The 20,900-nt window shown below is 72.1% G+C and carries 21 protein-coding genes; 14 read left to right on the top strand and 7 right to left on the bottom strand.

Features of this window, described 5'->3' with window-relative positions; all coding sequences use genetic code 11:
• Positions 1-41: 41 nt before the first annotated feature.
• Genes FDO65_RS01970 through FDO65_RS01985 form a run of 4 tightly spaced genes read right to left on the bottom strand, consistent with a single transcriptional unit; the run spans position 42 to position 2,456 of the window.
• Positions 42-608: a YdeI/OmpD-associated family protein gene (locus FDO65_RS01970; RefSeq protein ID WP_137447803.1), complete on the bottom strand. Its 567-nt coding sequence runs from the start codon at positions 606-608 to the stop codon at positions 42-44.
• Positions 608-1,162 (bottom strand): hypothetical protein, encoded by a 555-nt coding sequence (locus FDO65_RS01975; RefSeq protein ID WP_137447804.1) that lies wholly within the window; start codon positions 1,160-1,162, stop codon positions 608-610. The genes FDO65_RS01970 and FDO65_RS01975 overlap by 1 nt, the downstream gene beginning before the upstream one ends.
• Positions 1,159-2,127, bottom strand: coding sequence for a hypothetical protein (locus tag FDO65_RS01980; protein WP_137447805.1), 969 nt, complete (start codon positions 2,125-2,127; stop codon positions 1,159-1,161). The genes FDO65_RS01975 and FDO65_RS01980 overlap by 4 nt, the downstream gene beginning before the upstream one ends.
• The gene (locus FDO65_RS01985; protein ID WP_137447806.1) at positions 2,124-2,456 is read right to left on the bottom strand and encodes a PadR family transcriptional regulator; all 333 of its coding nucleotides are present in this window, start codon (positions 2,454-2,456) and stop codon (positions 2,124-2,126) included. Before FDO65_RS01985 ends, FDO65_RS01980 begins: the two co-directional genes overlap by 4 nt.
• A gap of 144 nt (positions 2,457-2,600) precedes the next feature.
• On the opposite strand from FDO65_RS01985, the gene FDO65_RS21975 reads away from it, so the two are divergent.
• A complete protein-coding gene (locus FDO65_RS21975; RefSeq protein ID WP_166442001.1) occupies positions 2,601-2,759 on the top strand; it encodes a hypothetical protein in 159 nt (52 codons plus the stop codon).
• 41 nt (positions 2,760-2,800) lie between these two features.
• Positions 2,801-3,343 carry a DUF2567 domain-containing protein gene (locus FDO65_RS01990; protein WP_137447807.1) on the top strand — a complete coding sequence of 181 codons (543 nt, stop codon included), beginning with the start codon at positions 2,801-2,803 and terminating at the stop codon, positions 3,341-3,343.
• On the opposite strand, the gene FDO65_RS01995 is transcribed toward FDO65_RS01990, so the two are convergent.
• A complete protein-coding gene (locus FDO65_RS01995; protein WP_420847501.1) occupies positions 3,288-3,995 on the bottom strand; it encodes an NUDIX hydrolase in 708 nt (235 codons plus the stop codon). The two genes, FDO65_RS01990 and FDO65_RS01995, sit on opposite strands and share 56 nt — an antisense overlap.
• Positions 3,996-4,078: 83 nt before the next feature.
• Here FDO65_RS01995 and nadA point away from each other — a divergent pair, with 83 nt between their 5' ends.
• Genes nadA through nadC form a run of 3 tightly spaced genes read left to right on the top strand, consistent with a single transcriptional unit; the run spans position 4,079 to position 7,724 of the window.
• A complete protein-coding gene (gene nadA, locus FDO65_RS02000; protein ID WP_137447809.1) occupies positions 4,079-5,092 on the top strand; it encodes a quinolinate synthase NadA in 1,014 nt (337 codons plus the stop codon).
• A complete protein-coding gene (locus FDO65_RS02005; RefSeq protein ID WP_137447810.1) occupies positions 5,089-6,813 on the top strand; it encodes an L-aspartate oxidase in 1,725 nt (574 codons plus the stop codon). Before nadA ends, FDO65_RS02005 begins: the two co-directional genes overlap by 4 nt.
• Positions 6,810-7,724, top strand: coding sequence for a carboxylating nicotinate-nucleotide diphosphorylase (gene nadC / locus FDO65_RS02010; RefSeq protein WP_137447811.1), 915 nt, complete (start codon positions 6,810-6,812; stop codon positions 7,722-7,724). Before FDO65_RS02005 ends, nadC begins: the two co-directional genes overlap by 4 nt.
• 19 nt (positions 7,725-7,743) lie before the next feature.
• Here nadC and FDO65_RS02015 read toward each other — a convergent pair whose 3' ends face one another.
• Both FDO65_RS02015 and htpG read right to left on the bottom strand, forming a co-directional pair.
• Entirely contained in the window at positions 7,744-8,301 is a 558-nt protein-coding gene (locus FDO65_RS02015) for a hypothetical protein (RefSeq protein WP_137447812.1), read from the bottom strand.
• A gap of 156 nt (positions 8,302-8,457) precedes the next feature.
• Positions 8,458-10,422, bottom strand: coding sequence for a molecular chaperone HtpG (htpG, locus tag FDO65_RS02020; RefSeq protein ID WP_137447813.1), 1,965 nt, complete (start codon positions 10,420-10,422; stop codon positions 8,458-8,460).
• A gap of 142 nt (positions 10,423-10,564) precedes the next feature.
• Here htpG and hisD point away from each other — a divergent pair, with 142 nt between their 5' ends.
• From hisD to FDO65_RS02060, 9 genes are all read left to right on the top strand, one after another.
• Positions 10,565-11,938 carry a histidinol dehydrogenase gene (hisD, locus tag FDO65_RS02025; RefSeq protein ID WP_137447814.1) on the top strand — a complete coding sequence of 458 codons (1,374 nt, stop codon included), beginning with the start codon at positions 10,565-10,567 and terminating at the stop codon, positions 11,936-11,938.
• Positions 11,938-13,023, top strand: coding sequence for a histidinol-phosphate transaminase (locus FDO65_RS02030; RefSeq protein WP_137449381.1), 1,086 nt, complete (start codon positions 11,938-11,940; stop codon positions 13,021-13,023). The genes hisD and FDO65_RS02030 overlap by 1 nt, the downstream gene beginning before the upstream one ends.
• Complete coding sequence (gene hisB / locus FDO65_RS02035) at positions 13,020-13,652, top strand: imidazoleglycerol-phosphate dehydratase HisB (protein ID WP_137447815.1); 633 nt, start codon at positions 13,020-13,022, stop codon at positions 13,650-13,652. The genes FDO65_RS02030 and hisB overlap by 4 nt, the downstream gene beginning before the upstream one ends.
• Before the next feature lie 12 nt (positions 13,653-13,664).
• Positions 13,665-13,826: a hypothetical protein gene (locus FDO65_RS21980; RefSeq protein WP_166442002.1), complete on the top strand. Its 162-nt coding sequence runs from the start codon at positions 13,665-13,667 to the stop codon at positions 13,824-13,826.
• Between the two features lie 31 nt (positions 13,827-13,857).
• Complete coding sequence (gene hisH / locus FDO65_RS02040; RefSeq protein WP_137447816.1) at positions 13,858-14,502, top strand: imidazole glycerol phosphate synthase subunit HisH; 645 nt, start codon at positions 13,858-13,860, stop codon at positions 14,500-14,502.
• Between the two features lie 10 nt (positions 14,503-14,512).
• Positions 14,513-15,256 (top strand): hypothetical protein, encoded by a 744-nt coding sequence (locus FDO65_RS02045; protein ID WP_137447817.1) that lies wholly within the window; start codon positions 14,513-14,515, stop codon positions 15,254-15,256.
• 78 nt (positions 15,257-15,334) lie between these two features.
• A complete protein-coding gene (locus FDO65_RS23025; protein ID WP_137447818.1) occupies positions 15,335-16,942 on the top strand; it encodes a DNA polymerase Y family protein in 1,608 nt (535 codons plus the stop codon).
• Positions 16,943-16,957: 15 nt separating this feature from the next.
• The gene (locus tag FDO65_RS02055) at positions 16,958-20,344 is read left to right on the top strand and encodes an error-prone DNA polymerase (RefSeq protein WP_137447819.1); all 3,387 of its coding nucleotides are present in this window, start codon (positions 16,958-16,960) and stop codon (positions 20,342-20,344) included.
• Positions 20,345-20,386: 42 nt separating this feature from the next.
• Positions 20,387-20,899 (top strand): hypothetical protein, encoded by a 513-nt coding sequence (locus FDO65_RS02060; protein WP_137447820.1) that lies wholly within the window; start codon positions 20,387-20,389, stop codon positions 20,897-20,899.
• Position 20,900: the final 1 nt, after the last annotated feature.

Below are 20,900 nucleotides of genomic sequence, written 5' to 3' on the forward strand. Positions count from 1 at the left end.
CACCCGTCCCGGTCGGCGCGCTACGGTCCGTGCGGCGGGGGTCAGCGGAACTGCGGTGGCCGCTCGCCCCGGCCCGCGTGCTCGGCGATCGCCGCGATCCGCCGGGCCCGGGTGTCCGGCTTTTTCGCCTCCACCAACCAGACGAGCATCGCCCGGCGGGCCGACCGGCTGCCGGCGTCCCAGAAGGCGCGACCTCCCGAGGCGTCGAGTGCGACCGCGAGATCGTCCGGCACGACGAGGTTCTCGACGTCGTCGAGCAGGGTCCAACTGCCGTCGGCCCGGGCCGCGGCGACCACGGCCGCGCCCCGCGCGTGGAGATCCCCGGCCGCTTCCAGGGCGGCGATCCGCGCCTTGTTCGTCCGCGCCCAGCCACTGCACCGGCGGCGGGGCACGAAGTACAGCGCCGAGAAGTCGGCGTCGATACTGCGTTTCGTGCTGTCCACCCAGCCGACCGCCAGTGCCTCCACGACCGCCGCCTCGTAGTCCGGGTCCGGCGACGTGCGGCGGGTGACCAACCAGACCGCGGTGGCGTCCTCGCAGTGCTCGCGCAACCAGGCCCGCCATTGTGCGCGGGTCTCGCAGACCACTTCGGGAACGTCGGCCCGCATCAGGAACCGTTCGGGATCGGGCCGGACGCCGATGGTTGCGCCACCGCCAAACCCTTGGCGCCACAGATGCTCTCGTCGCCCGGAGCCACCGCGATGCGGCCGTCGGGCAGTACGCAGGCGGCCAGCGGTGCGTCCCCGGGGTCGTGACCATTCCTCGTCAGCGACTGCCGACAGGCGTCGAGGTAGCTCTCGGTGGTGAGGGTGTTGTCGTAGGGCTCACCGTCGGCCTGGGTGCCCTCCTTGAAGCCGAAGCCCACTCCGATGCCGTTGTCCATCCCCACGGGATCACCCAAGGATTCGGCGGCGAAGTAGCACTCCGCCGAACCGAAGTCCGTCGGCACGACAGTCGTCGGCGCGATGGACGGCACCGCCGATGAGCTCACCGGGGACGGGGTGGTCGGCGCCGCCGGCGAGGGCGTCGTCGCCGCGGCCGGAGTGGACGAGCTGCTGGCCGGGGCAGGCGAAGAAGTGGCCGCCGGCCGGGTCGGCGCGGCACACGCCGTCAGCCCGACCGCCGCGACCATCACGACTGCCGCACAGGTGCCGATCTTCATGTCGTCCTCCGGTCGCGCTGGGCCAGCAGGCCGCCGAGCGTGCGGACAGCCAACCAGGTGCCGACCGGGAGCACGAGCAGCCAGACCATCTCGGCCCATCCCGGGACGTTGGTGAACGGGGAGAAGAAGTCGACACCGCTGATGCCCATCCACCAGCCGTGGCCGGCGACGAATGCGGCGAACAGCGGGAGCCCGGCGGTCACCAGAGCCCGGCCGGTCGGGTAGCCGAGTCCGACGACGGTCAGGGTCACCAGCGACAGGGTGAGCAGAAGCGGGGACAAGGTGACCGGCCCGATCGTCCCGACCGCGAACGGCAGGGCGAACAGCACGAACACCCCGGTCAGCAGGCCGGCCACCCAGACCAGGTGTGTGCGCAGCAGGGCTCGCCCGGCCCGCAGGCGGTCCGGGTCCCACAGCAGCCCGCTGGCCGCCAGTTGCACGAGCAGGTAGGCGAAGCCGGTCGACACGAACCCGGTTCGCCCGTCGACCATCGCCAGCCCCGTCAGGACGGCGAACCATCCGGTCCCGGCCAGCGCCAACCACCGCGGCAACCACGCCGGACCCACCACGGTGGCCAGCGCAGCGAGTCCCCACCCCGCCCAGACCCCGAGATCGTCCCGGTTGAAGACGAGGAACGACCAGGGCTCGGAGGCCACGGAGACGGCGGTCCGGGCCACCGGGAACAGCAGGGTCAGCGGTAGGAGGACGGTGAGCAGGGCGGCGGCTCGCCGATTGGCCGCCGGGTCGGGGGACAGGCCCCGCTCGCCGACGGCTCGCAGCCACGTTCGACCGACATAGCCGAAGAGTGCGAACGTCTCGGCCGGGCCCGAACGGCGGCGGTCCTCGTGGGCGGCGAGCAGCACCGCGATCACCTCGTCGGCCCGGCCCGCCGGCCCACCGCGGGGCAGCAGGCGCAGGATGCGGCGGTAGCGCAGCTCCCTCGCGTCGCTGACGGGCGCGGTCATGCCGGGGCCTGACCGGCACGCAATCGTTGCAGCGCCGCAGCTGCCTGCCGGCTCAGTCGTTCGGCCTCCTGCGTGAGGACCTCGACCCCGCGCGGCGTGAGCCGGTAGTAGCGGCGGAGCCGCGACTCGACGACTTCCTCGCGGTCCACCACCAACAGGCCCTGAGCAGCCAGCCGGTCGAGTGCCCCGTAGAGCGAGCCGACCTTGAGGGTCACCGCGCCCCCGGACAGCAGCGACACCTGCTCGAGCAGCGCGTACCCGTGGCGCGGCTCGTCGGCCAGCGCGCTGAGAATGAGGAAGGACGGCTCCTGCAGCCGCGGTGTACCCATGTTGCGATGATAGTCAGATAACGAAGATATTAGGAAGAAGTAGGCATCGCCGGTGCGCCGTCATTACCCACCCCGACCCGTCGGACCTGCCATCCTGAGGCCGTGTCGGAAGCAGCAGGTGTCGGGGGAGGGACTGCGGTGACGGTGAGCGGCCGGAGCGCGATGACGATGACGGCTCTCGGCGCCGCCGCCACGGTGCTGAGCCTGCTGTCCGCCCACTGGTTGCTGGCCCTCCTCGGCGCGGCCACGACCGCCGCCGGCCTCTACTGGTGGCAACGCCGCCCGGACCGGTCGTCCCGGTAACCGGCCGCATCGTGTCGAGTGAAAACGGCGGGCGACCGCCGGTGCGAGCCGCTGTCATGCTGGCCACTGGTCTGCTGGCCGCGGCGCTGCTCCAGGGCGTGCTGTGGGCGCGCCTGGCGCCAGGAACGCCGTACCAGGTCAGCGCCAACGGCTTCGGTGCCCTGCCCACCACGACGAACAACCGTTTCGTCGCCGCCGGCCTCTTCGCGTTGTCCGGCATCGCCATCGGGGCGACCGCGGCGGTGGCCGCCTGGTCGGCCCGACGCACCCGTGGCATCGCCATGCTCGTCGTCCTGGTCGCCGGGAGTGGGGTCGGTGCGGCACTGGCGTGGGGGATCGGCGCCTGGTTGGCCCCGGGCACCGACCCGGCCGCGCTGGTCGGCGCCGATCCGGCCATCATCGTCACCGGCCACCCGACCACCGGGACCTGGCTCGTCCTGCTCGCCCAACCCACCGTCGCGGCCGGGCTCTACACCGCGCTCGCCGCCTGGAACGGGCTCGGCGATCTCGGGTCCGGGCGGGCGGGGGTCACCGGGGACGGAACGCCGCAAACGGATCCGTCACTCGGTATTCACGCAGAGTGAACCGATACATCGCGGCCGGCCGCCCTCCGCTCGGTCCCGGGGGGGCGGTGGTGCCGGTGGCCTCGAGCATGCCGCGCCGGGTCAGGATCCGTTGCAGGTTGGTCGGGTCGACATCGTGCCCGAGGGCACAGGTGTAGATCCGTCGCAGCTCAGCGACGGTGAAGCTGGCCGGGGCCAGGGCGAAGGCCAGGTTGGTGTACGAGAGCTTGGCCTGCAGGCGCTGATGGGCGCGCTCGGTGATGACCCGGTGGTCGAACGCCATCTCCGGTAGGCGGTCGACCGGGTGCCAGGCGGTGTCGGCGGGGATCTGCGGGTCATGATCACCCTGGGTGATCAGCGGGACCAGCCCGAGGAAGCCGGTCGCGACGGTCCGCACGCCGGGTACTCGATCGGGCGCGGAGAAGACGCCGATCTGTTCAAGATGACTCACTCGGGTGAGATCCACCTTCTCCGCCAACTGTCGGCTCGCCGATGCGTCAACATCTTCGGAAGGCAGCACGATGCCGCCGGGGAGCGCCCACCGTCCGAGGTCGGGTTCCTGGGCCCGCTGCCACAGCAGGACATGAAGACCCGGTGGTGTTCCGGTGTGTGGGGTACCTCCCGGGCGCACGGTGAACACCGCGGCGAGGACCTCCAGTGAGGTATCCGCCACATGACGAGAAGATGACGAGCTGCTACGATGAGCCACGTTTTCGATTGTAAGTCGAAAACCAGGCAGAGGCCAGGAGGCTTGCGATGACCGTCGTTGATATCCCCGCCGTCCCGTCCGCACCGGCCAGCCCGGTGTCCGGTGCCCAGTGGGCGGCCGAGGTGCGCGCCCTCGCCGAGGAGCGCAACGCGGTGATCCTGGCGCACAACTACCAGCTGCCGGAGATCCAGGACGTGGCCCACCACGTCGGCGATTCGCTGTACCTGTCGCGCATCGCGGCGACCGCCCCCGAGTCGACCATCGTCTTCTGCGGCGTGCATTTCATGGCCGAGACGGCCAAGATCCTCTCGCCCGAGAAGACCGTGCTGATCCCGGACGCCGCGGCCGGGTGCTCGCTGGCCGATTCGCTGACCGCGGACCAGTTGCGGGCCTGGAAGGCCGAGAACCCCGGTGCGGTGGTGGTGTCCTACGTCAACACCACGGCGGAGGTGAAGGCCGAGACCGACATCTGCTGCACGTCGTCCAATGCGGTCGACGTCGTCGCCTCCATCCCGGCCGACACCCCCGTCCTCTTCGGCCCCGACCAGTTCCTCGGTGCCCACGTCCGCCGCGTCCTGCAGCGCGACAACATCCAGGTCTGGGGCGGGGAGTGCCACGTGCACGCCGGCATCAATGGCGCCCAGCTCGCCGCCACCGCCGAGGCCGACCCCGAGGCCGACCTCTACATCCACCCGGAATGCGGCTGCGCCACCAGTGCCCTGTATCTGGCCACCGCCGGAGCCGTCGCGCCGGAACGCATCAAGATCCTGTCGACCGGCGACATGGTCACGGCAGCCAAGCAGTCGACCTCGCGCAGTGTCCTGGTGGCCACCGAGATCGGCATGATCCACCAGCTCCGCCGGGCCGCCCCCGGCATCGATTTCCGTCCGGTCAACGACCGGGCGTCCTGCTCGTACATGAAGATGATCACCCCCGAGAAGGTGCTCCGCAGCCTGCGGGAACTGCGCGACGAGGTCGTCGTCGACCCGCAGATCGCCGCGCGGGCCCGTGGTGCCGTCGAGCGGATGATCGCCATCGGGAACAGTGGAGGTGGGGAATGATCCCCGGTCTGCCCGATTTCACCGCCAGCGCTGACGTCGTGGTGGTCGGGTCCGGCGTCGCCGGACTCACCGTCGCCCTCGACGCCGCCGCGGCCGGCCGGTCCGTCGTCCTGGTCACCAAGGGCGCCCCGGCCGACGCCAACACCACCTGGGCGCAGGGCGGTGTCGCGGTCGTCCAGCCCGATCCGGCCGACCGCGACCCCGGCGACACCGTCGCCGCCCACGTTCACGACACCGTCGTCGCCGGCGCCGGTCTGACCGACCCGGCCGCCACGGCGGTCATCCTCGGCCAGGGTCCGGCCGCCGTCGAACGACTCCGCGCCCGCGGCGCCGTCTTCGACGCCGGCCCGGCCGGTCTGCTGCGCACCCGGGAAGGCGGCCACCACGCCAACCGCGTGGTGCACGCCGGCGGAGACGCGACCGGTGCCGAGATCGAGCGGGCCCTGCTGGCCGCCCCCGGCCTGCCCACCGTGCTGGCCGACCATCAGGCCCTCGACGTGCTGCTCGACGACGACGGACACGCCGTCGGCATCAGCGTGCTGGCCGCCGCCGGCGCCGCGCTGGCCGACCCCGAGCTCGACGGTCTGGACGGCGTCCCGCGGATCGCCGACGCCGCCGACCGGCGCCCGGTCGTCGGACACATCCTGGCCCGGTCCGTCGTACTGGCCACCGGGGGAGCCGGTCACCTGTACGCCGTCACCACCAACCCGTCGGTGGCCACCGGTGACGGCCTGGCCATGGCCCTGCGCGCCGGGGCTGCGGTGTCCGATGTCGAGTTCATGCAGTTCCACCCGACGGCGCTGTGGACCGGCCCCTTCGAACGCGGTTCGCGGCCGCTGGTCACCGAGGCCGTCCGCGGCGAAGGCGCCGTCCTGGTCGACGTCGCCGGGCACCGGATCATGCCCGGGGTGCATCCGCTGGCCGATCTCGCCCCGCGCGACGTGGTCGCCCTGGCGATCTCCCGATCGATGGCCGGCTCCGGCGGGACACCCGCCGACCACGTGCTGCTCGACGCCACCGGCATTGCCGCCGAGAAGTTCCGTCGTCGGTTCCCCACGGTCACCGCGGCCTGCCGGGCCGCCGGGATCGACCCCTCCGTCGACCCCATCCCGGTCGCCCCGGCCGCCCACTACCACTGCGGCGGGGTGCTCACCGATCTGTCCGGGCGGACCACCGTCCCCGGCCTGTACGCGGTCGGCGAGGTCGCCCGCACCGGACTGCACGGCGCCAACCGGCTCGCCTCCAACTCGCTGCTCGAAGGGCTGGTCATGGGCGAGCGCGTCGCCGCCGACCTACCCGTGGCCGGACCTGCCGCGGTCGGCCGGGCCATCGGCGTGGCCCCCGGCACCGGTATCGGCGCCACCGGTCAGCTCCCGCTGGCCGACCCCCGGGAACGGCTCGGACTGCAGCTGGCGATGAGCGCCTCCGTCGGCATCGGCCGGGACGCGGCCGGGCTGGCCCAGGCGTCCGCCGTGGCCCAGGCGGCGGCGCTGGGTGGACGCGCGCCGCTGACCCCGGTCCGGGAAGCCGTCGAGGCCGCCAACCTGTCCCTGGTGGCCGGGGCGGTCATCGCCGCCGCGGCCGATCGCACCGAGTCCCGCGGTTGCCACGTCCGCGTCGACCACCCCGGGACCGACATCACCGCCCGGTCCACCGTGGTGCGCTGGCGGGACGGCGAGTTCGTCGTGCACCCGCTCGAACTGGCCCAGGTGTCGGCATGACGGTCACCGGGGAACGTTTCGTCGGCGACCGGACCGCGGGGGAGCTGACACCCCCGTCGGCGGCCGCGGTCCAGACGGTGATCGCCACCGCCCTGGCCGAGGATCTGCAGGACGGTCCGGACGTCACCACCACTGCGACGGTGCCCGCCGACCAGCGGCGTACCGCGCTCGTCGTCCCGCGGGCCGACGGTGTGCTGGCCGGCGTGCAGGTGGCGGCCGAGGTTTTCCGGCAGGTGCTGGAAGACCCGCAGATCGAGGTCCTGGTGGAGGACGGAACGGCGATCCGGGCCGGGCAGCCGGTGCTGGCGGTCACCGGGGCGACCCGCGGGCTGCTCACCGCCGAACGCACCGCGCTGAACCTGTTGACCCACCTGTCCGGGATCGCCACCGCCACCCGCGCCTGGGTCGACGCGGTCGACGGGACCGGCGCCCGCATCCGTGACACCCGCAAGACGTTGGCGGGTCTGCGCATCCTGGAGAAGTACGCGGTCCGGTGCGGCGGCGGGGTCAATCACCGGATGTCGCTGGGCGACGCCGCGTTGATCAAGGACAACCACGTGGCCGCGGCCGGCTCGGTGACCGCCGCGATCACTGCGGTCCGGGCGGCCGACCCCGACATCGCGCTGGAGGTGGAGGTCGACTCCCTCGTCCAACTCGACGAGGCGATCGCCGCGGGCGCGGAACTCGTCCTGCTGGACAACTTCTCGCTCGCCGACACCCTCACCGCGGTCGACCGGGTCCGGCAGGCGGTCGCGGCCGGTGCGTCCCGGGTTCTGTTGGAGGCTTCCGGTGGTCTGACCCTGGAGCGGGCCGCCGAGGTCGCGGCCACCGGTGTCGACTACATCGCCGTCGGGGCCATCACGCATTCCGCGCCGGCCCTGGACCTCGGGTTGGACCTGGACCCCGCCTGACCCGCGGTATCGCGGCGGGTCAGGTCACGTTCCACAGCAGGACGGCCCCGTTCTCCGGGGTGTAGCGCACCGAGGCGACCTGCGCATCGGCCGGGACGTCCACGACGATCCACCCGCGCAGGCACTGGTCGACCTTCAGTGCGGTCAGCCGCGTCGGGTACACCGGGACGATCGGGGCGTCGTCACCGCGGACGGGGGTGTACTCGTTGCCGTCGGCGCTGATGACCGTCCAGGTCGAACTGCTGATGCCGGAAATCGGAGCGTCGGCGCACACCTCGACGTCGATCGCGGTCCGCGGGGCCGTCGACCCGGCCGCCGGGGTGACGTCCCGTTGCACGGCGAACAAGGTGGCCCGGGCCTCGACCCGGGCCCGCTGCTGGTAACCCAGCGGGGCCGGCTCGCCCGGGGCGACGGTGACCAGGGTCGGCAGGCTGGTGGTGCCCTCCGGAAGAGGTGTCGCGGTGACCGGGGTGGTGGGGGCCGTGGCCGACTCGGACGTGCACCCGATCAGCAGGAGCGACAGGGTGCTCACCGCCGCCAGCGCTCCGGCCAGTCCGCGGCTGCGTGCTACCTGCATTCGTCCTCCATCGCCCGTGCCCCTGATGAGAGCGAAAGGAGTATGGCCGGTCACCCACTGGTGTCGCCAACTTCGCAACGACGACCGCAACCCGGTCGTGACCAACCCCATCGGGGTCGGGGTGGCGCCGGAGCGGCGTCACCCCGACCACGACGGTCACCGCAGACCGGAGGCCAGCCGGTCGGACAGTGCGGAGACGAACGCGGCCGGCTCGGCCAGCTCGCCGCCCTCGGCCAGCAGGGCCATGCCGTAGAGCAGTCGGGCCGTCTCGCCCACGGCCGGGTCGTCCGGCCGGGCGTCGTGGGCAGACCGCAGACCGGCGACCAGCGGATGGTCGGGGTTGAGTTCCAGCGTCCGCTTGACCGGCGGCGGCGTCTGCCCCATCGCCCGGAACATCTTCTCCAGGGTCGGGGTCATGTCCCCGGGCTCGCCCACCAGGCAGACCGCGGAAGAGGTCAACCGATGCGACAGACGCACCGCCTTGACCTCCTCGGACAGTTCGGTCGTCATCCAGCCCAGGAGGCTCTCGAAGTCCTGCTTGACGTCCTCGGCGACGTCCTCACCACCGAGGTCGACCTCGCCGCGGGTGATCGACGTGAACGGCTTGTCCTCGAACGCGGGGACCGCGTCCACCCAGAGTTCGTCGATCTGGTCGGTGAGCAGCAGGACCTCGTAGCCCTTGGCCCGGAACGCCTCCATGTGCGGGGAATGCTCCAGCGCGGAACGCGAGTCGCCGGTGGCGTAATAGATCGCGTCCTGACCGTCGGGCATCCGCGCCAGGTAATCGGCCAGCGTGGTCGGCTTCTCGGTGTCGTGGGTCGAGGGGAACGAGCAGATCTGCAGGATCGCCTCCTGGTTGTCCTGGTCGGACAGCAGGCCCTCCTTGACCGCGCGACCCAGTTCGGACCAGAACGTCGCGTACTTCTCCGGCTCGTTCTCCTGCATCGACTTGACCGTCGACAGCACCTTCTTCACCAGGCGCTTACGGATGAGCTGGATCTGCCGGTCCTGCTGCAGGATCTCCCGGGAGATGTTCAGCGACAGGTCATGGGCGTCGACCACGCCCTTGACGAACCGCAGGTACTCGGGGACCAGGGCCTCGCAGTCGTCCATGATGAAGACGCGCTTGACGTAGAGCTGCACACCCCGCGAGGCATCCCGGTAGAAGAGGTCCATCGGGGCCTGGCTGGGCAGGAACAGCAGCGCCTGGTACTCGAAGGTGCCCTCGGCCGCGAGCCGGATGGTCTCCAACGGCTCCCGCCAGTCGTGGCTGACATGCCGGTAGAACTCGGCGTACTCCTCGTCGGACACCTCGCTCTGGGGTCGGGCCCACAGCGCCTGGCGGGAGTTGATCGTCTCCGGTTCGTTCGGGGTCTCGTCGGCGGACTCGGCGGTGGCCGTCTCCTCGGCCGGCGGCGTGAGCAGCCGGATGGGCCAGGTGATGAAGTCGGAGTAGCGCTTGACGGTGCGCCGGATGGTGGCCGGGTCGGCGAAGTCGTGCAGGGAGTCCTCGGCGTCCGCCGGCTTGAGGTGCAGGGTCACCGCCGTGCCCTGGGGGGCGTCCTCGACATCGATGACCGTGTAGGTGCCCTCCCCGGTCGATTCCCAGCGGACGCCGGTGGCGGACCCGGCCTTGCGGGTGACCATGCTCACCCGGTCGGCGACCATGAAGCTCGAGTAGAAGCCGACGCCGAATTGACCGATGAGTTCGGCGCTGGCCTCCTCCGAACCGGCGCCGGCGGCCCGGGCGTCCCGCAGCTTGGCCAGCAGCTCGCCGGTCCCGGACTTGGCGATCGTGCCGATGAGAGAGACGACCTCCTCGCGGGACATGCCGATGCCGTTATCAGCCACCGTCAGCGTGCGGGCGGCCGGGTCGATGCCGAGGTCGATGTGCAGGTCGGAGGTGTCGACCTGCAGGTCCTTGTCCTGGTAGGACGCCAGACGGAGCTTGTCCAGCGCATCGGAGGCGTTGGAGATCAGCTCGCGCAGGAACACGTCCTTGGTCGAGTAGATCGAGTGGATCATCAGCTGCAGCAGCTGACGGGCCTCGGCCTGGAACTCGATGGTCTCGGCGTGGGGGTCGACCGGGGCGTCGGCGGTCGCGGCCGCATCGCTGGACATGAGGGATCCTCCGGGGTTCGGTGCTCGGTTCGTGCAGGGCACACCTTAGGACGCGGGTCCGACAGCAGGCCGCCGGGACCGCCGGCCCGGCCGGCGTCCACACGAACCGGGGCTGTCGGTGCCGCCCACTACCCTGATGGGCATGCTGCGAAGGATTGACCTGTGTGCCGGGTGGGATGCCGCCGGCCGGGTCGACGGTGTACCGCTGACCCGACTGCTGCCCCGGGCCGAAACGGACACCCATGCCGCGACCGATGCCGCCGCGGCCCTCATCGCCGACGTCCGCGAGCGGGGCGTCACCGCCGTGCTCGAGGCGTCCCAGCGCTTCGACAAGGTGGCCCCGGCCACCGTGCGCGTGCCGGCCGAGGTCGTGGCCGCCGCCGCCGACCGCATCGACCCGCGGGTGCGGGCCGCGTTGACCGAGTCCATCGCCCGGGCCCGTGCCGGGCACGCCGCGCAGCTCCCCACCGAGACGGTCACCGAGATCGCCCCGGGGGCGACGGTGCGCCAGCGGTGGGTGCCGGTGCGCCGGGTCGGCCTGTACGTGCCGGGCGGGCTGGCCCTGTATCCGTCCAGCGTCGTCATGAACGTGGTCCCGGCGCAGGTCGCCGGGGTGGACGCCATCGCCGTCACCTCCCCGCCCCAACAGCCGGACGGCTGGCCGGACCCCAACGTGCTGGCCGCCTGCGCCCTGCTCGGGGTCGACGAGGTCTACGCGGCCGGGGGAGCGCAGGGCGTCGCCCTGCTGGCCCTCGGCGGGATCGACACCGACGGCACCCCCGTGCTGCCGGTCGACGTCATCACCGGCCCGGGCAACGTGTTCGTCACCGCGGCCAAGCGACTGCTGCGCGGCACGGTGGCCATCGACTCCGAGGCCGGCCCGACGGAGATCGCGGTGGTCGCCGACGAGACCGCGGACCCGGATCACGTGGCCGCCGACCTCGTCTCACAGGCCGAACACGACCCGCTGGCCGCCTCCGTCCTCATCACGCCGTCCGTCACTCTGGCCGATGCGGTCGACGTCGCGCTGGCCGCCCGGGTCCCGGCGACCCGGCACGCCGAGCGGGTGCGCACCGCGCTGTCCGGAGTGCAGTCGGCGACCGTCCTGGTCGCCTCCCTCGACGACGCCGTGGTCGTGGCCGACGCCTACGCCGCCGAGCACCTCGAGATCCAGACCGCCGACTCCGCAGCGGTGGCCGCCCGGATCCGTTCGGCCGGCGCCGTGTTCGTCGGGCCCTGGTCGCCGGTGTCGCTGGGTGACTACTGCGCGGGGTCGAACCACGTGCTGCCGACATCCGGCTCGGCCCGGTTCACCGCCGGGCTGTCCACCCTGACGTTCCTGCGGCAGATGCAGGTCATCGACTACTCCCGGGCCGCGCTGGCCGAGGTCGCCGACCACGTGCTCGCGCTGTCCGAGGCCGAGAACCTCCCGGCCCACGGCGAGGCCGTCAGCGCGCGGTTCGCCGGTGCGGTCGATGCCGTCGGTGTGGTCGAGCGGGCGGGGGTCGGCGCGTGATCGTCGGCGACGCCGTGAAGCTGTCCGACCTGCCGTTGCGTGCCGACCTGGTGGGCAAGCACCCGTACGGCGCCCCTCAGCTCGAAGTGCCCGTCCAGCTCAACACCAACGAGAACCCGTTCCCGCCGTCCGACGCCCTGGTCGACGACCTGGTGAAGTCGGTGGCGGTGGCCGCCGCGGAACTCAACCGGTACCCGGACCGGGATGCGGTGAGCCTGCGCGAGGAGCTGGCCCGTTACCTCACCCGCAGTACCGGGGTGGACCTGCGTGCGGCCAACCTTTGGGCGGCCAACGGGTCCAACGAGATCCTCCAGCAGGTGCTGCAGGCCTTCGGCGGACCGGGTCGCACGGCCCTCGGGTTCGAGCCGTCCTACTCGATGCACCCGATCATCTCGACCGGCACGCAGACGCAGTGGGTGTCCTGCCCGCGGCGGGAGGACTTCACGATCGACGTCGAGCAGGCCGCGGCGGTCATCACCGAGGTGGCTCCCGACGTTTTGTTCATCACCAGCCCGAACAACCCGACGGGCGGGTCGATACCGGTCGACGACCTGCGGACGCTCATCGCCGCGGCGCCGGGCATGGTGGTCGTGGACGAGGCCTACGCCGAGTTCTCCGACCAGACCAGCGCCATCACCCTGCTGCACGAGTTCCCCCGCTCGCTGGTGGTCTCGCGGACCATGTCCAAGGCGTTCGCCTTCGCCGGTGGACGGCTGGGCTACCTGGCCGCCGCGCCCGCGGTCGTGGACGCGCTGCTGCTGGTCCGCCTGCCGTACCACCTGTCCACGTTGACCCAGGCCGCGGCGCTGGCCGCCCTGCGGCACGCCGACGACACCCTGGCCTCGGTCCGCCGGCTGATCGGTGAACGCGAACGGGTCCGAGCCGCCCTCGAACACAAGGGGTTCCGGGTCGTCGACTCGGACGCCAACTTCCTGCTGTACGGGCCGTTCGAGGATCCGGCCACCGCCTGGCGCCGTTACCTGGACGCCGGGGTGCTGGTGCGGGACATGGGGATCCCGGGATACCTGCGGGTCACCATCGGGACCGAAGCCGAGAACGACGCATTCCTGGAGGCATCATCATGAGCAGCTCGGCCGGCGACGCCGTGGCCGCCGCACCCCGACGGGCCCGGATCGAACGTACGACGAGCGAGTCGTCCGTCCTGGTCGACCTCGACCTGGACGGCACCGGCAAGGTCGACATCTCGACCAGCGTGCCCTTCTACGACCACATGTTGATCTCGTTCGGGGTGCACGGCAGCTTCGACCTCACCGTGCGGTCGACCGGGGACACCCACATCGACGCCCACCACACCGTCGAGGACACCGCGATCGTGCTGGGGCAGGCGTTCGCGCAGGCGCTGGGGGACAAGAAGGGCGTCCGTCGGTTCGGCGACGCCTTCATCCCGATGGACGAGACGCTGGCCCACGCCGCCGTCGATGTGTCCGGTCGGCCCTATTCGGTGCACACCGGGGAGCCGGAGTCGATCTTCGGGTTCACGGTCGGCAACAACTACCCGGTCGTGCTGAACCGGCACGTCTTCGATTCGCTGGCTTTCCACGCTCGGATCAACCTGCATGTGCGGGTGCTGTACGGGCGGGACCCGCATCACATCTGCGAGGCCCAGTACAAGGCCATCGCCCGGGCCCTGCGGACCGCCGTCGAACCCGACCCCCGGGTCCAGGGCATTCCCTCGACGAAGGGTGTGTTGTGACGGTGGGTCGCCGTGGATAGCGGCTCGGTCGCCCCGCTGCTGCTGTTCGCCCTGGGTGGGTTCCTCATCGGAGGCGTGGCGGCGTTCTGGAACAAGAACCGGACCGTGGGTGTGCTGTTCGCCGTGCTCTCGGCGATGGCCATCGCCGGTGGCGTGCTGTGGCTGATCGGATGAGGCCCGGCCGCGGAATCGAAGGAGTCGGACAGTGAGTCAGCGGGTGGTGGTCTTCGACTACGGATCGGGGAACCTGGCCTCCGCCGAACGGGCGTTGCGCCGCACCGGCGCCGACGTGACGGTGACGGCCGATTTCGACGCCGCCCTGGAGGCCGATGGATTGGTGGTCCCTGGAGTGGGCGCCTACGCCGCCTGCATGGCCGGCCTGAACAAGGTCCGCGGCGGTCGCATCATCGACCGTCGGGTCGCCGGCAACCGGCCGGTGCTGGGGATCTGCGTGGGCATGCAGATCATGTTCGAGCGTGGCATCGAGCACGGCATCGAGACCGACGGGGTCGGCGAGTGGCCCGGGGTGGTCGAACGCCTGCAGGCGCCGATCGTCCCGCACATGGGCTGGAACACGGTGGAGGCCGGTGACGGATCGGCCCTGTTCGCCGGTCTCGACCCGCAGACCCGCTTCTACTTCGTGCACTCGTATGCGGTGCGGTCGTGGGAGCTGCCGCTGGATCCGGCGGCCAGCCCCTTCCCGCTGCCCGTGGTCACCTGGGCCGAACACGGCGGCGACCGGTTCGTGGCGGCGGTCGAGAACGGTCCGCTGTCGGCCACCCAGTTCCACCCGGAGAAATCGGGTGACGCCGGAGCGGCCGTCTTGCGGAACTGGGTCGCCACTCTCTAGCCTCGAACGCGTGTACGGGCACGCGATAGTGGACGAACTGCGGCGTCGGGTGGCCGAGGCCGGTGGCGCGCCGGTCGATTCCGCCTGGTCGAGGCAGGCGTCCGCGGTGCGGAACCAGGCGGTCGTCGACCGGGTCCATGCCGTGCCGGCGCCGCTCGCCGCCGCTCTGCCGCGGGGCGGCCTGGCCGGCGGGACGGTGGTCGGACTCCGCGGCGACGGAGCCACCAGTCTGCTGTTCGCCCTGCTGTCCGCGACTCCCGGCAGCTGGTCGGCCCTGGTCGCCCTCCCGGATCTGGGCCTGTTGGCCGCTGCCGAGCTGGGGGTCGACCTCGACCGCGTGGTCCTCGTTCCCGAGCCGGGACCTGAACTCCTCCAGGTGATCTCGATCCTGGTCGACGGTGTCGACGTGGTCGTCGCCGCGGTGGCCCCGGGGGTCCGGCCGGCTCCGGGACGCCTGCGGGTGCTTGGTGGCCGGTTACGGCAGCGTGGGGCGGTGCTGCTGACGATGGGAGCCTGGCCGGAGGCCGATCTGGTGCTGACCAGCTCGTGGCGGGGGTTCACCGGCCTCGGTGACGGGCACGGGCGGCTGCTGGACCGGGAACTGCTGGTGGAGGTCTCCGGGCGGGGGGTGGGGCGCCCACGACAGGCGGTGCTGTCCCTGCGGGCCTCGCGGGATGCGGTGCGGGTCGTCGCCGGTGATCCGGCCGGAGCTCGCCCGGCCATGGATCGTCCCGTGGTCGCGGCCGTCGGCTGACCCCCCGAGAGAGTGAACCAGGCGTTCGAACGATGATCCACCTGGACTGCTTGGAACGGATGTTCTAACGTCGAGCCCATGGTGGAGCAGCGGGTTCTGGTGATCTGGTGCCCCGACTGGCCCGCGATCGCCGCCGCCCGGCAGGCCCGACAGCCGTCCACCGCCCCGGTGGTGGTGTTCACCGCGAACCGGGTGCGGGCCTGCACCCCGGCGGCCCGCGCGGAGGGGGTGCGGCTCGGTCAACGTCGCCGGGACGCCCAGTCGCACTGCCCCGCGCTGGTGGTCACGGCCGAGGATCCCGACCGGGACGCCCGGCTGTTCGAACCGGTGGTCCAGGCGGTCGAAGCGGTCGTCCCCGGGGTGGAGGTCCTGCGCCCCGGGCTGCTGGCCTGTGCCGTCCGCGGGCCCCGTCGCTACTTCGGGAGCGAGGAGAGCGCCGCCGAGAAGATCGTCGACGTCGTCGAAGCCCTGGACGTCGAGTGCCGGGTCGGGGTGGCCGATTCGCTGGCCGTCGCCGTGCTGGCCGCCCGGCGCAGTCGCATCGTCCCCGACGGAGAGTCCGCCGCCTTCTGCGCTCCGCTGCCGATCACCGAGTTGTCGGCCGAACCGGCCATCAGCGGTCCGGAGCGGGCCGCGCTCACCGACCTGTTGATCCGGCTGGGCTTGACCAGCTGTGGCAGCTTCGCCGCCCTCCCCGAGGGCAAGGTCGCCACCCGATTCGGGGCCGACGCCGTCATCGCCCACCACTTGGCCCGGGGGCGGTCGCATCGCGGGGTGTCCCGGCGGGCCATCCCGGCCGACCTGACGGTCGAGCAGAGCTGTGACCCGCCGCTGGAACGGGTCGACACCGCGGCCTTCGCGGCCCGGGCCCTGGCCGAACGGTTCCACGAGGGACTGGCCGGGGCCGGGCTGGCCTGCACCCGGCTGACCATCCGGGCCACCCTGAGCGGCGGGCAGCAGATGCACCGCACCTGGCGGTGCGCCCAGCCGCTGACCCCGGCGGCCACCGCCGACCGGGTGCGCTGGCAGCTCGACGGCTGGCTCACCGGCCGCCGGGCGGCGTCCGGTGATCAGGACGGCGGGGACGACGGTTTCTCCACCGGCGGCATCGTCGGTCTCGTCCTGGAGCCGGTCGAGGCGATCGACGCCGGCCGGGTGCAGTTCGGCCTCTGGGGTTCCGACGGCAAGGACGACCAGCGGGCCGGGTGGGCGTTCGCCCGGGTCCAGGGACTGCTCGGCCCGGAATCGGTCCTCACCCCGGTCCGCAGCGGAGGGCGGGGGCCGGTCGACCGGATCGCCTGGGTGCCCTGGGGCGACGAACGCGTCCCGCCCCGCCCGGTGGACCGGCCCTGGCCGGGGGCGCTGCCGGCGCCGTCCCCGACCCGGCTGGCCCGCAGCGGTCCCGACGGGTCGACCGAGGCGGTGGTGCTGCTGGACGACCGGAACCGTCCGGTGGAGCTGGGGGAGCGGGGCCTGCTCACCGCCACCCCACGCTGGATCGAACGGTCCGGTCACCGTCATCAGGTGCAGGCCTGGGCCGGGCCATGGCTGCTGGACGAACGATGGTGGGCGCCCGATCGTCGGGCCCGCCGGGCCCGGCTGCAGCTCCTGTACGCCTCCGGGCCCGCGTTGGTGCTGGTGGCCGACGCGCCCACCGGATGGTCGATAGAGGGAATCTATGACTGACCGGGCGGTGTGCTGATGGGCTGGCAGAACCCGCCGGTGCCGTGGAACCGGCTCGAACAGGCCCTGTCCGGGCGCCCACCACGGCCCGGGCAGGGGCGGCTGCACGGGGTGGTCGCCGACCGGGGATCCGATCGGTACGGGCTGACCGCAGCGCCGGCCGAACCTGCCCTCCCCGTCGCCCCGCCGGCCCGGCCGGGGCCCGTCCCGTACGCCGAGCTGCACTGTCATTCGGCCTTCAGCTTCCTCGACGGAGCCTCCACCCCGGAGCAGCTGGTGGCCGAGGCGGCCCGGCTCGGGCTGGACGCGCTGGCCCTCACCGACCACGACGGGCTCTACGGCATCGTCCGGTTCGCCGAGGCTGCGGCCGAGGTCGGGTTGCGCACCATCTACGGTGCCGAGTTGTCGCTAGGTCTGGACGAACCGCAACTCGGCGTGCCCGACCCGATCGGCGAGCACCTGCTGGTCCTGGCCCGCGGTCAGGCCGGGTACGAGACGTTGTCCCGGCAGATCACCGCCGCCCAGTTGGCCGGGGGCGAGAAAGGCCGCCCCGTCTACGATCTCGACACACTGGCCGCGGCGGCCGGGAACGACTGGGTCGTCCTGACCGGCTGCCGCAAGGGCGCCGTCCGGCGGGCGCTGGCCACCGGCGGGCCCGAACGGGCCGGCCTGGCCCTGCGTCGCCTGGTCGACCGGTTCGGCCGAGCCAATGTCGTCGTCGAGCTGACCACCCACCTGGGCCCCACTGACGACGAGGACAACGACGCCCTGGCCGCGCTGGCCATCGAGCTCGGCCTGCCGGTGGTGGCCACCACCGGAGCCCACTACGCCAGCCCGGCGGTGAGCCGCCCGGCCGCCGCGATGGCCGCGGTCCGCGGTCGGCGCAGTCTCGACGAGGCCGATCCCTGGCTGCCGGCGGGACCGGCCGCCCACCTGCGGTCGGGGGCGGAGATGGCCCGGTTGTTCGGCCGTTACCCGACCGCGGTCCCGGCGGCCGCCGCGCTCGGCCGGGACTGCGCCTTCGACCTGCACCTGGTGGCCCCGCAGCTCCCACCGTTCCCGGTCCCCGCCGGCCATGACGAGAACTCCTGGCTACGGGAACTCACCCTGCAGCGGGCCGGGCAGCGGTACGGGACCCCGGAGAGCAACCCGGCCGCCTACGCCCAGATCGACCACGAGCTGGCCATCATCGCCGAGCTCAACTTCCCCGGGTACTTCCTCGTCGTCGACGACATCGTCTCCTTCTGCCGGCGACAGGGGATCTTCTGCCAGGGACGGGGGTCGGCGGCCAACTCGGCCGTCTGCTACGCCCTGGGGATCACCGCGGTCGACGCGGTCAAGTACGGCCTGCTGTTCGAACGCTTCCTGGCCCCCGAGCGGGACGGCCCACCGGACATCGACATCGACATCGAGTCCGACACCCGTGAACAGGTGATCCAGTACATCTACGACAAGTACGGACGCACGTACGCGGCCCAGGTCGCCAACGTCAACACCTTCCGTCCGCGGATGGCGGTGCGGGACATGGCCAAGGCGCTCGGGCACTCCCCGGGTCAGCAGGACGCCTACTCCAAACAGCTCGACGGGTGGACGCCGCTGGCCACCCAGCTGGCCAACCCGGCGGCCACCACGGTGGTCAAGCACGAGGGCATCCCGCCCGCCGTGCTCGATCTGGCCCTGCAGATCCAGGACCTGCCCCGGCACCTGAGCATCCACTCCGGAGGCATGGTCATCTGCGATCGTCCCGTCGCCCAGGTGTGCCCGGTGGAGTGGGCGCGGATGGAGAACCGGTCGGTCCTGCAGTGGGACAAGGACGACTGCGCGGCCATGGGGCTGGTCAAGTTCGACCTGCTCGGGCTGGGGATGCTGTCGGCCCTGCACTACGCGGTCGACCTGGTGCAGGCGCACGAGGGCATCGAGGTCGACTTCGCCCACCTGGACCTGGAGGAACCGGCGGTCTACGAGATGCTGCAGCGGGCCGACTCGGTCGGGGTCTTCCAGGTGGAGTCCCGTGCCCAGATGGCCACTCTGCCCCGGCTCAAGCCGCGCACCTTCTACGACCTGGTCGTCGAGGTCGCCCTCATCCGTCCCGGCCCCATCCAGGGCAACTCGGTGCACCCGTACATCCGGCGGCGCAACGGACTCGAACCGGTCACCTACGACCATCCGGCGATGCGTCGCTCCCTGGCCAAGACCCTGGGTATCCCGCTGTTCCAGGAGCAGCTCATGCAGTTGGCCATCGACGTCGCCGGGTTCGACGCCGGGGAGGCCGACCAGCTGCGGCGGGCCATGGGGGCCAAACGGTCGTCGACCCGGATGGCCAAGCTCAAGGGCCGGCTGTACGAGGGGATGGACAAGACCCACGGCATCACCGGCCCGATCGCCGACCGCATCTACGAACGGCTGCTGGCCTTCGCCAACTTCGGGTTCGCCGAGTCGCACGCGTTGTCGTTCGCGGCGCTGGTCTTCTACTCGTCCTGGCTGAAACTGCACCACCCGGCGGCGTTCTGCGCAGCCCTGCTGCGGGCCCAGCCCATGGGATTCTACTCGCCGCAGAGCCTGGTCGCCGACGCCCGCCGGCACGGGGTCACCGTCCGCCGCCCCGACGTCAACGCCTCCTCGTCCCCGGCCGACCTCGAACCCGGCCCGGACGGTCGCCCGGCCGTCCGGCTCGGGCTGGCCGAGGTCCGCACCATCGGCAGCGACCTGGCCGACCGGATCGTCGCCGCCCGACCCGCCGGCGGGTACGCCTCGCTGGACCAGCTGACCCGGGCGGTCACCCTCACCAGCGCCCAGGCCGAGGCACTGGCCACCGCGGGGGCGTTGGACTCGCTGTCCGGGATCGGCACCGACCACGGCGACTCCGGAACGCAACTCTCCGCGGGGGACCGGCGGCGGCGGGCGCTGTGGGCGGCCGGGGCGGCCGCCGGGCCCCGGGCCGGCACGCTGGAGGGCACCACCGTCGGCCTGGACGCGCCGACACTGCCCGGGATGAGCGATGTGGAACTCACCGTCGCCGACATCTGGGCCACCGGGATCTCGCCCACCGCCTATCCCACGGAATTCTCCCGGGACACGCTGCGGGCGCAGGGGGTACGCACGGCGGCCGACCTGCTCGCCGTCGACCACGGCACCCGGGTGCTGGTCGCCGGGGTGGTGACCCACCGGCAACGGCCCGGTACCGCCTCCGGGATCATCTTCCTCAACCTCGAGGACGAGACCGGGATGGTGAACGTCATCTGCTCGGTCGGGGTGTGGGCCCGGCACCGGCGGGTCGCCCGCGGGTCCCGCTCCCTGCTGGTGCGCGGCGTGATGGAACGGGCCGGCGGGGCCATCTCGATCGTCGCCGACCGCATCGCGGCCATCGACCTGGTCGCCAGCACGCCGTCCCGGGACTTCCGGTGAGCGGTGCCCGGGCCACCGGCCTGCTCTGGCACGATCGGGACCATGAGCGAGGTCTTCGAACAGGCATCCGTGTCGCTGATCCTGGCCGACTTCGCCGTGGCCGATCAGCTCGGCAAGCTCCAGATGGTCGGCGGCGGACTGCAGATCATCGGCCGCGACCACACCACGGGGATGTCGGCGGCCTTCGCCCTGGTCGTGTCACTCAGCTTCCCACCCACCCTGGTCAACGAGCAGTACGCCTTCGAGGTCGTCCTGGAGAACGCGGCCGGGCTGCCCGTCCAGCTGGACGACGTCACCCCGACCGAGGTCTCACCGGCCCGGGTCATGCGGTTCGGGCAGACCCTGCAGATCGAGGAACCCAACTTCCGGGGCAGCGGCGTCCCCCGGCGGGCCCTGCCCACCCGGTCCCAGGTCGTCCTGTACTTCAACACCGGTCTGCCGCTGCCGTCCGGGCAGGTGCTGGTCTGGCGGGCCCGCATCGACGGCGAGTCACGGCCCGACTGGACCGTCCCGTTCTTCGTGCCCGCCCCGCCGCCCGCACCCGTGCTGGGATGAC

The sequence above is a fragment of the Nakamurella flava genome (assembly GCF_005298075.1).
Classification (GTDB): domain Bacteria; phylum Actinomycetota; class Actinomycetes; order Mycobacteriales; family Nakamurellaceae; genus Nakamurella; species Nakamurella flava.

Excerpts from the sequence above, each read along its gene's own strand:
- FDO65_RS23025 (WP_137447818.1), top strand. The coding sequence starts at position 15,335 with ATGGTGGAGCAGCGGGTTCTGGTGATCTGGTGCCCCGACTGGCCCGCG.
- FDO65_RS02055 (WP_137447819.1), top strand. The coding sequence starts at position 16,958 with ATGGGCTGGCAGAACCCGCCGGTGCCGTGGAACCGGCTCGAACAGGCC.
- FDO65_RS01975 (WP_137447804.1), bottom strand. The coding sequence starts at position 1,162 with ATGAAGATCGGCACCTGTGCGGCAGTCGTGATGGTCGCGGCGGTCGGG.
- hisD (WP_137447814.1), top strand. The coding sequence starts at position 10,565 with ATGCTGCGAAGGATTGACCTGTGTGCCGGGTGGGATGCCGCCGGCCGG.
- FDO65_RS02060 (WP_137447820.1), top strand. The coding sequence starts at position 20,387 with ATGAGCGAGGTCTTCGAACAGGCATCCGTGTCGCTGATCCTGGCCGAC.
- FDO65_RS02015 (WP_137447812.1), bottom strand. The coding sequence starts at position 8,301 with ATGCAGGTAGCACGCAGCCGCGGACTGGCCGGAGCGCTGGCGGCGGTG.
- htpG (WP_137447813.1), bottom strand. The coding sequence starts at position 10,422 with ATGTCCAGCGATGCGGCCGCGACCGCCGACGCCCCGGTCGACCCCCAC.
- nadC (WP_137447811.1), top strand. The coding sequence starts at position 6,810 with ATGACGGTCACCGGGGAACGTTTCGTCGGCGACCGGACCGCGGGGGAG.
- FDO65_RS01985 (WP_137447806.1), bottom strand. The coding sequence starts at position 2,456 with ATGGGTACACCGCGGCTGCAGGAGCCGTCCTTCCTCATTCTCAGCGCG.
- FDO65_RS01970 (WP_137447803.1), bottom strand. The coding sequence starts at position 608 with ATGCGGGCCGACGTTCCCGAAGTGGTCTGCGAGACCCGCGCACAATGG.
- nadA (WP_137447809.1), top strand. The coding sequence starts at position 4,079 with ATGACCGTCGTTGATATCCCCGCCGTCCCGTCCGCACCGGCCAGCCCG.
- hisB (WP_137447815.1), top strand. The coding sequence starts at position 13,020 with ATGAGCAGCTCGGCCGGCGACGCCGTGGCCGCCGCACCCCGACGGGCC.
- FDO65_RS01980 (WP_137447805.1), bottom strand. The coding sequence starts at position 2,127 with ATGACCGCGCCCGTCAGCGACGCGAGGGAGCTGCGCTACCGCCGCATC.
- FDO65_RS02005 (WP_137447810.1), top strand. The coding sequence starts at position 5,089 with ATGATCCCCGGTCTGCCCGATTTCACCGCCAGCGCTGACGTCGTGGTG.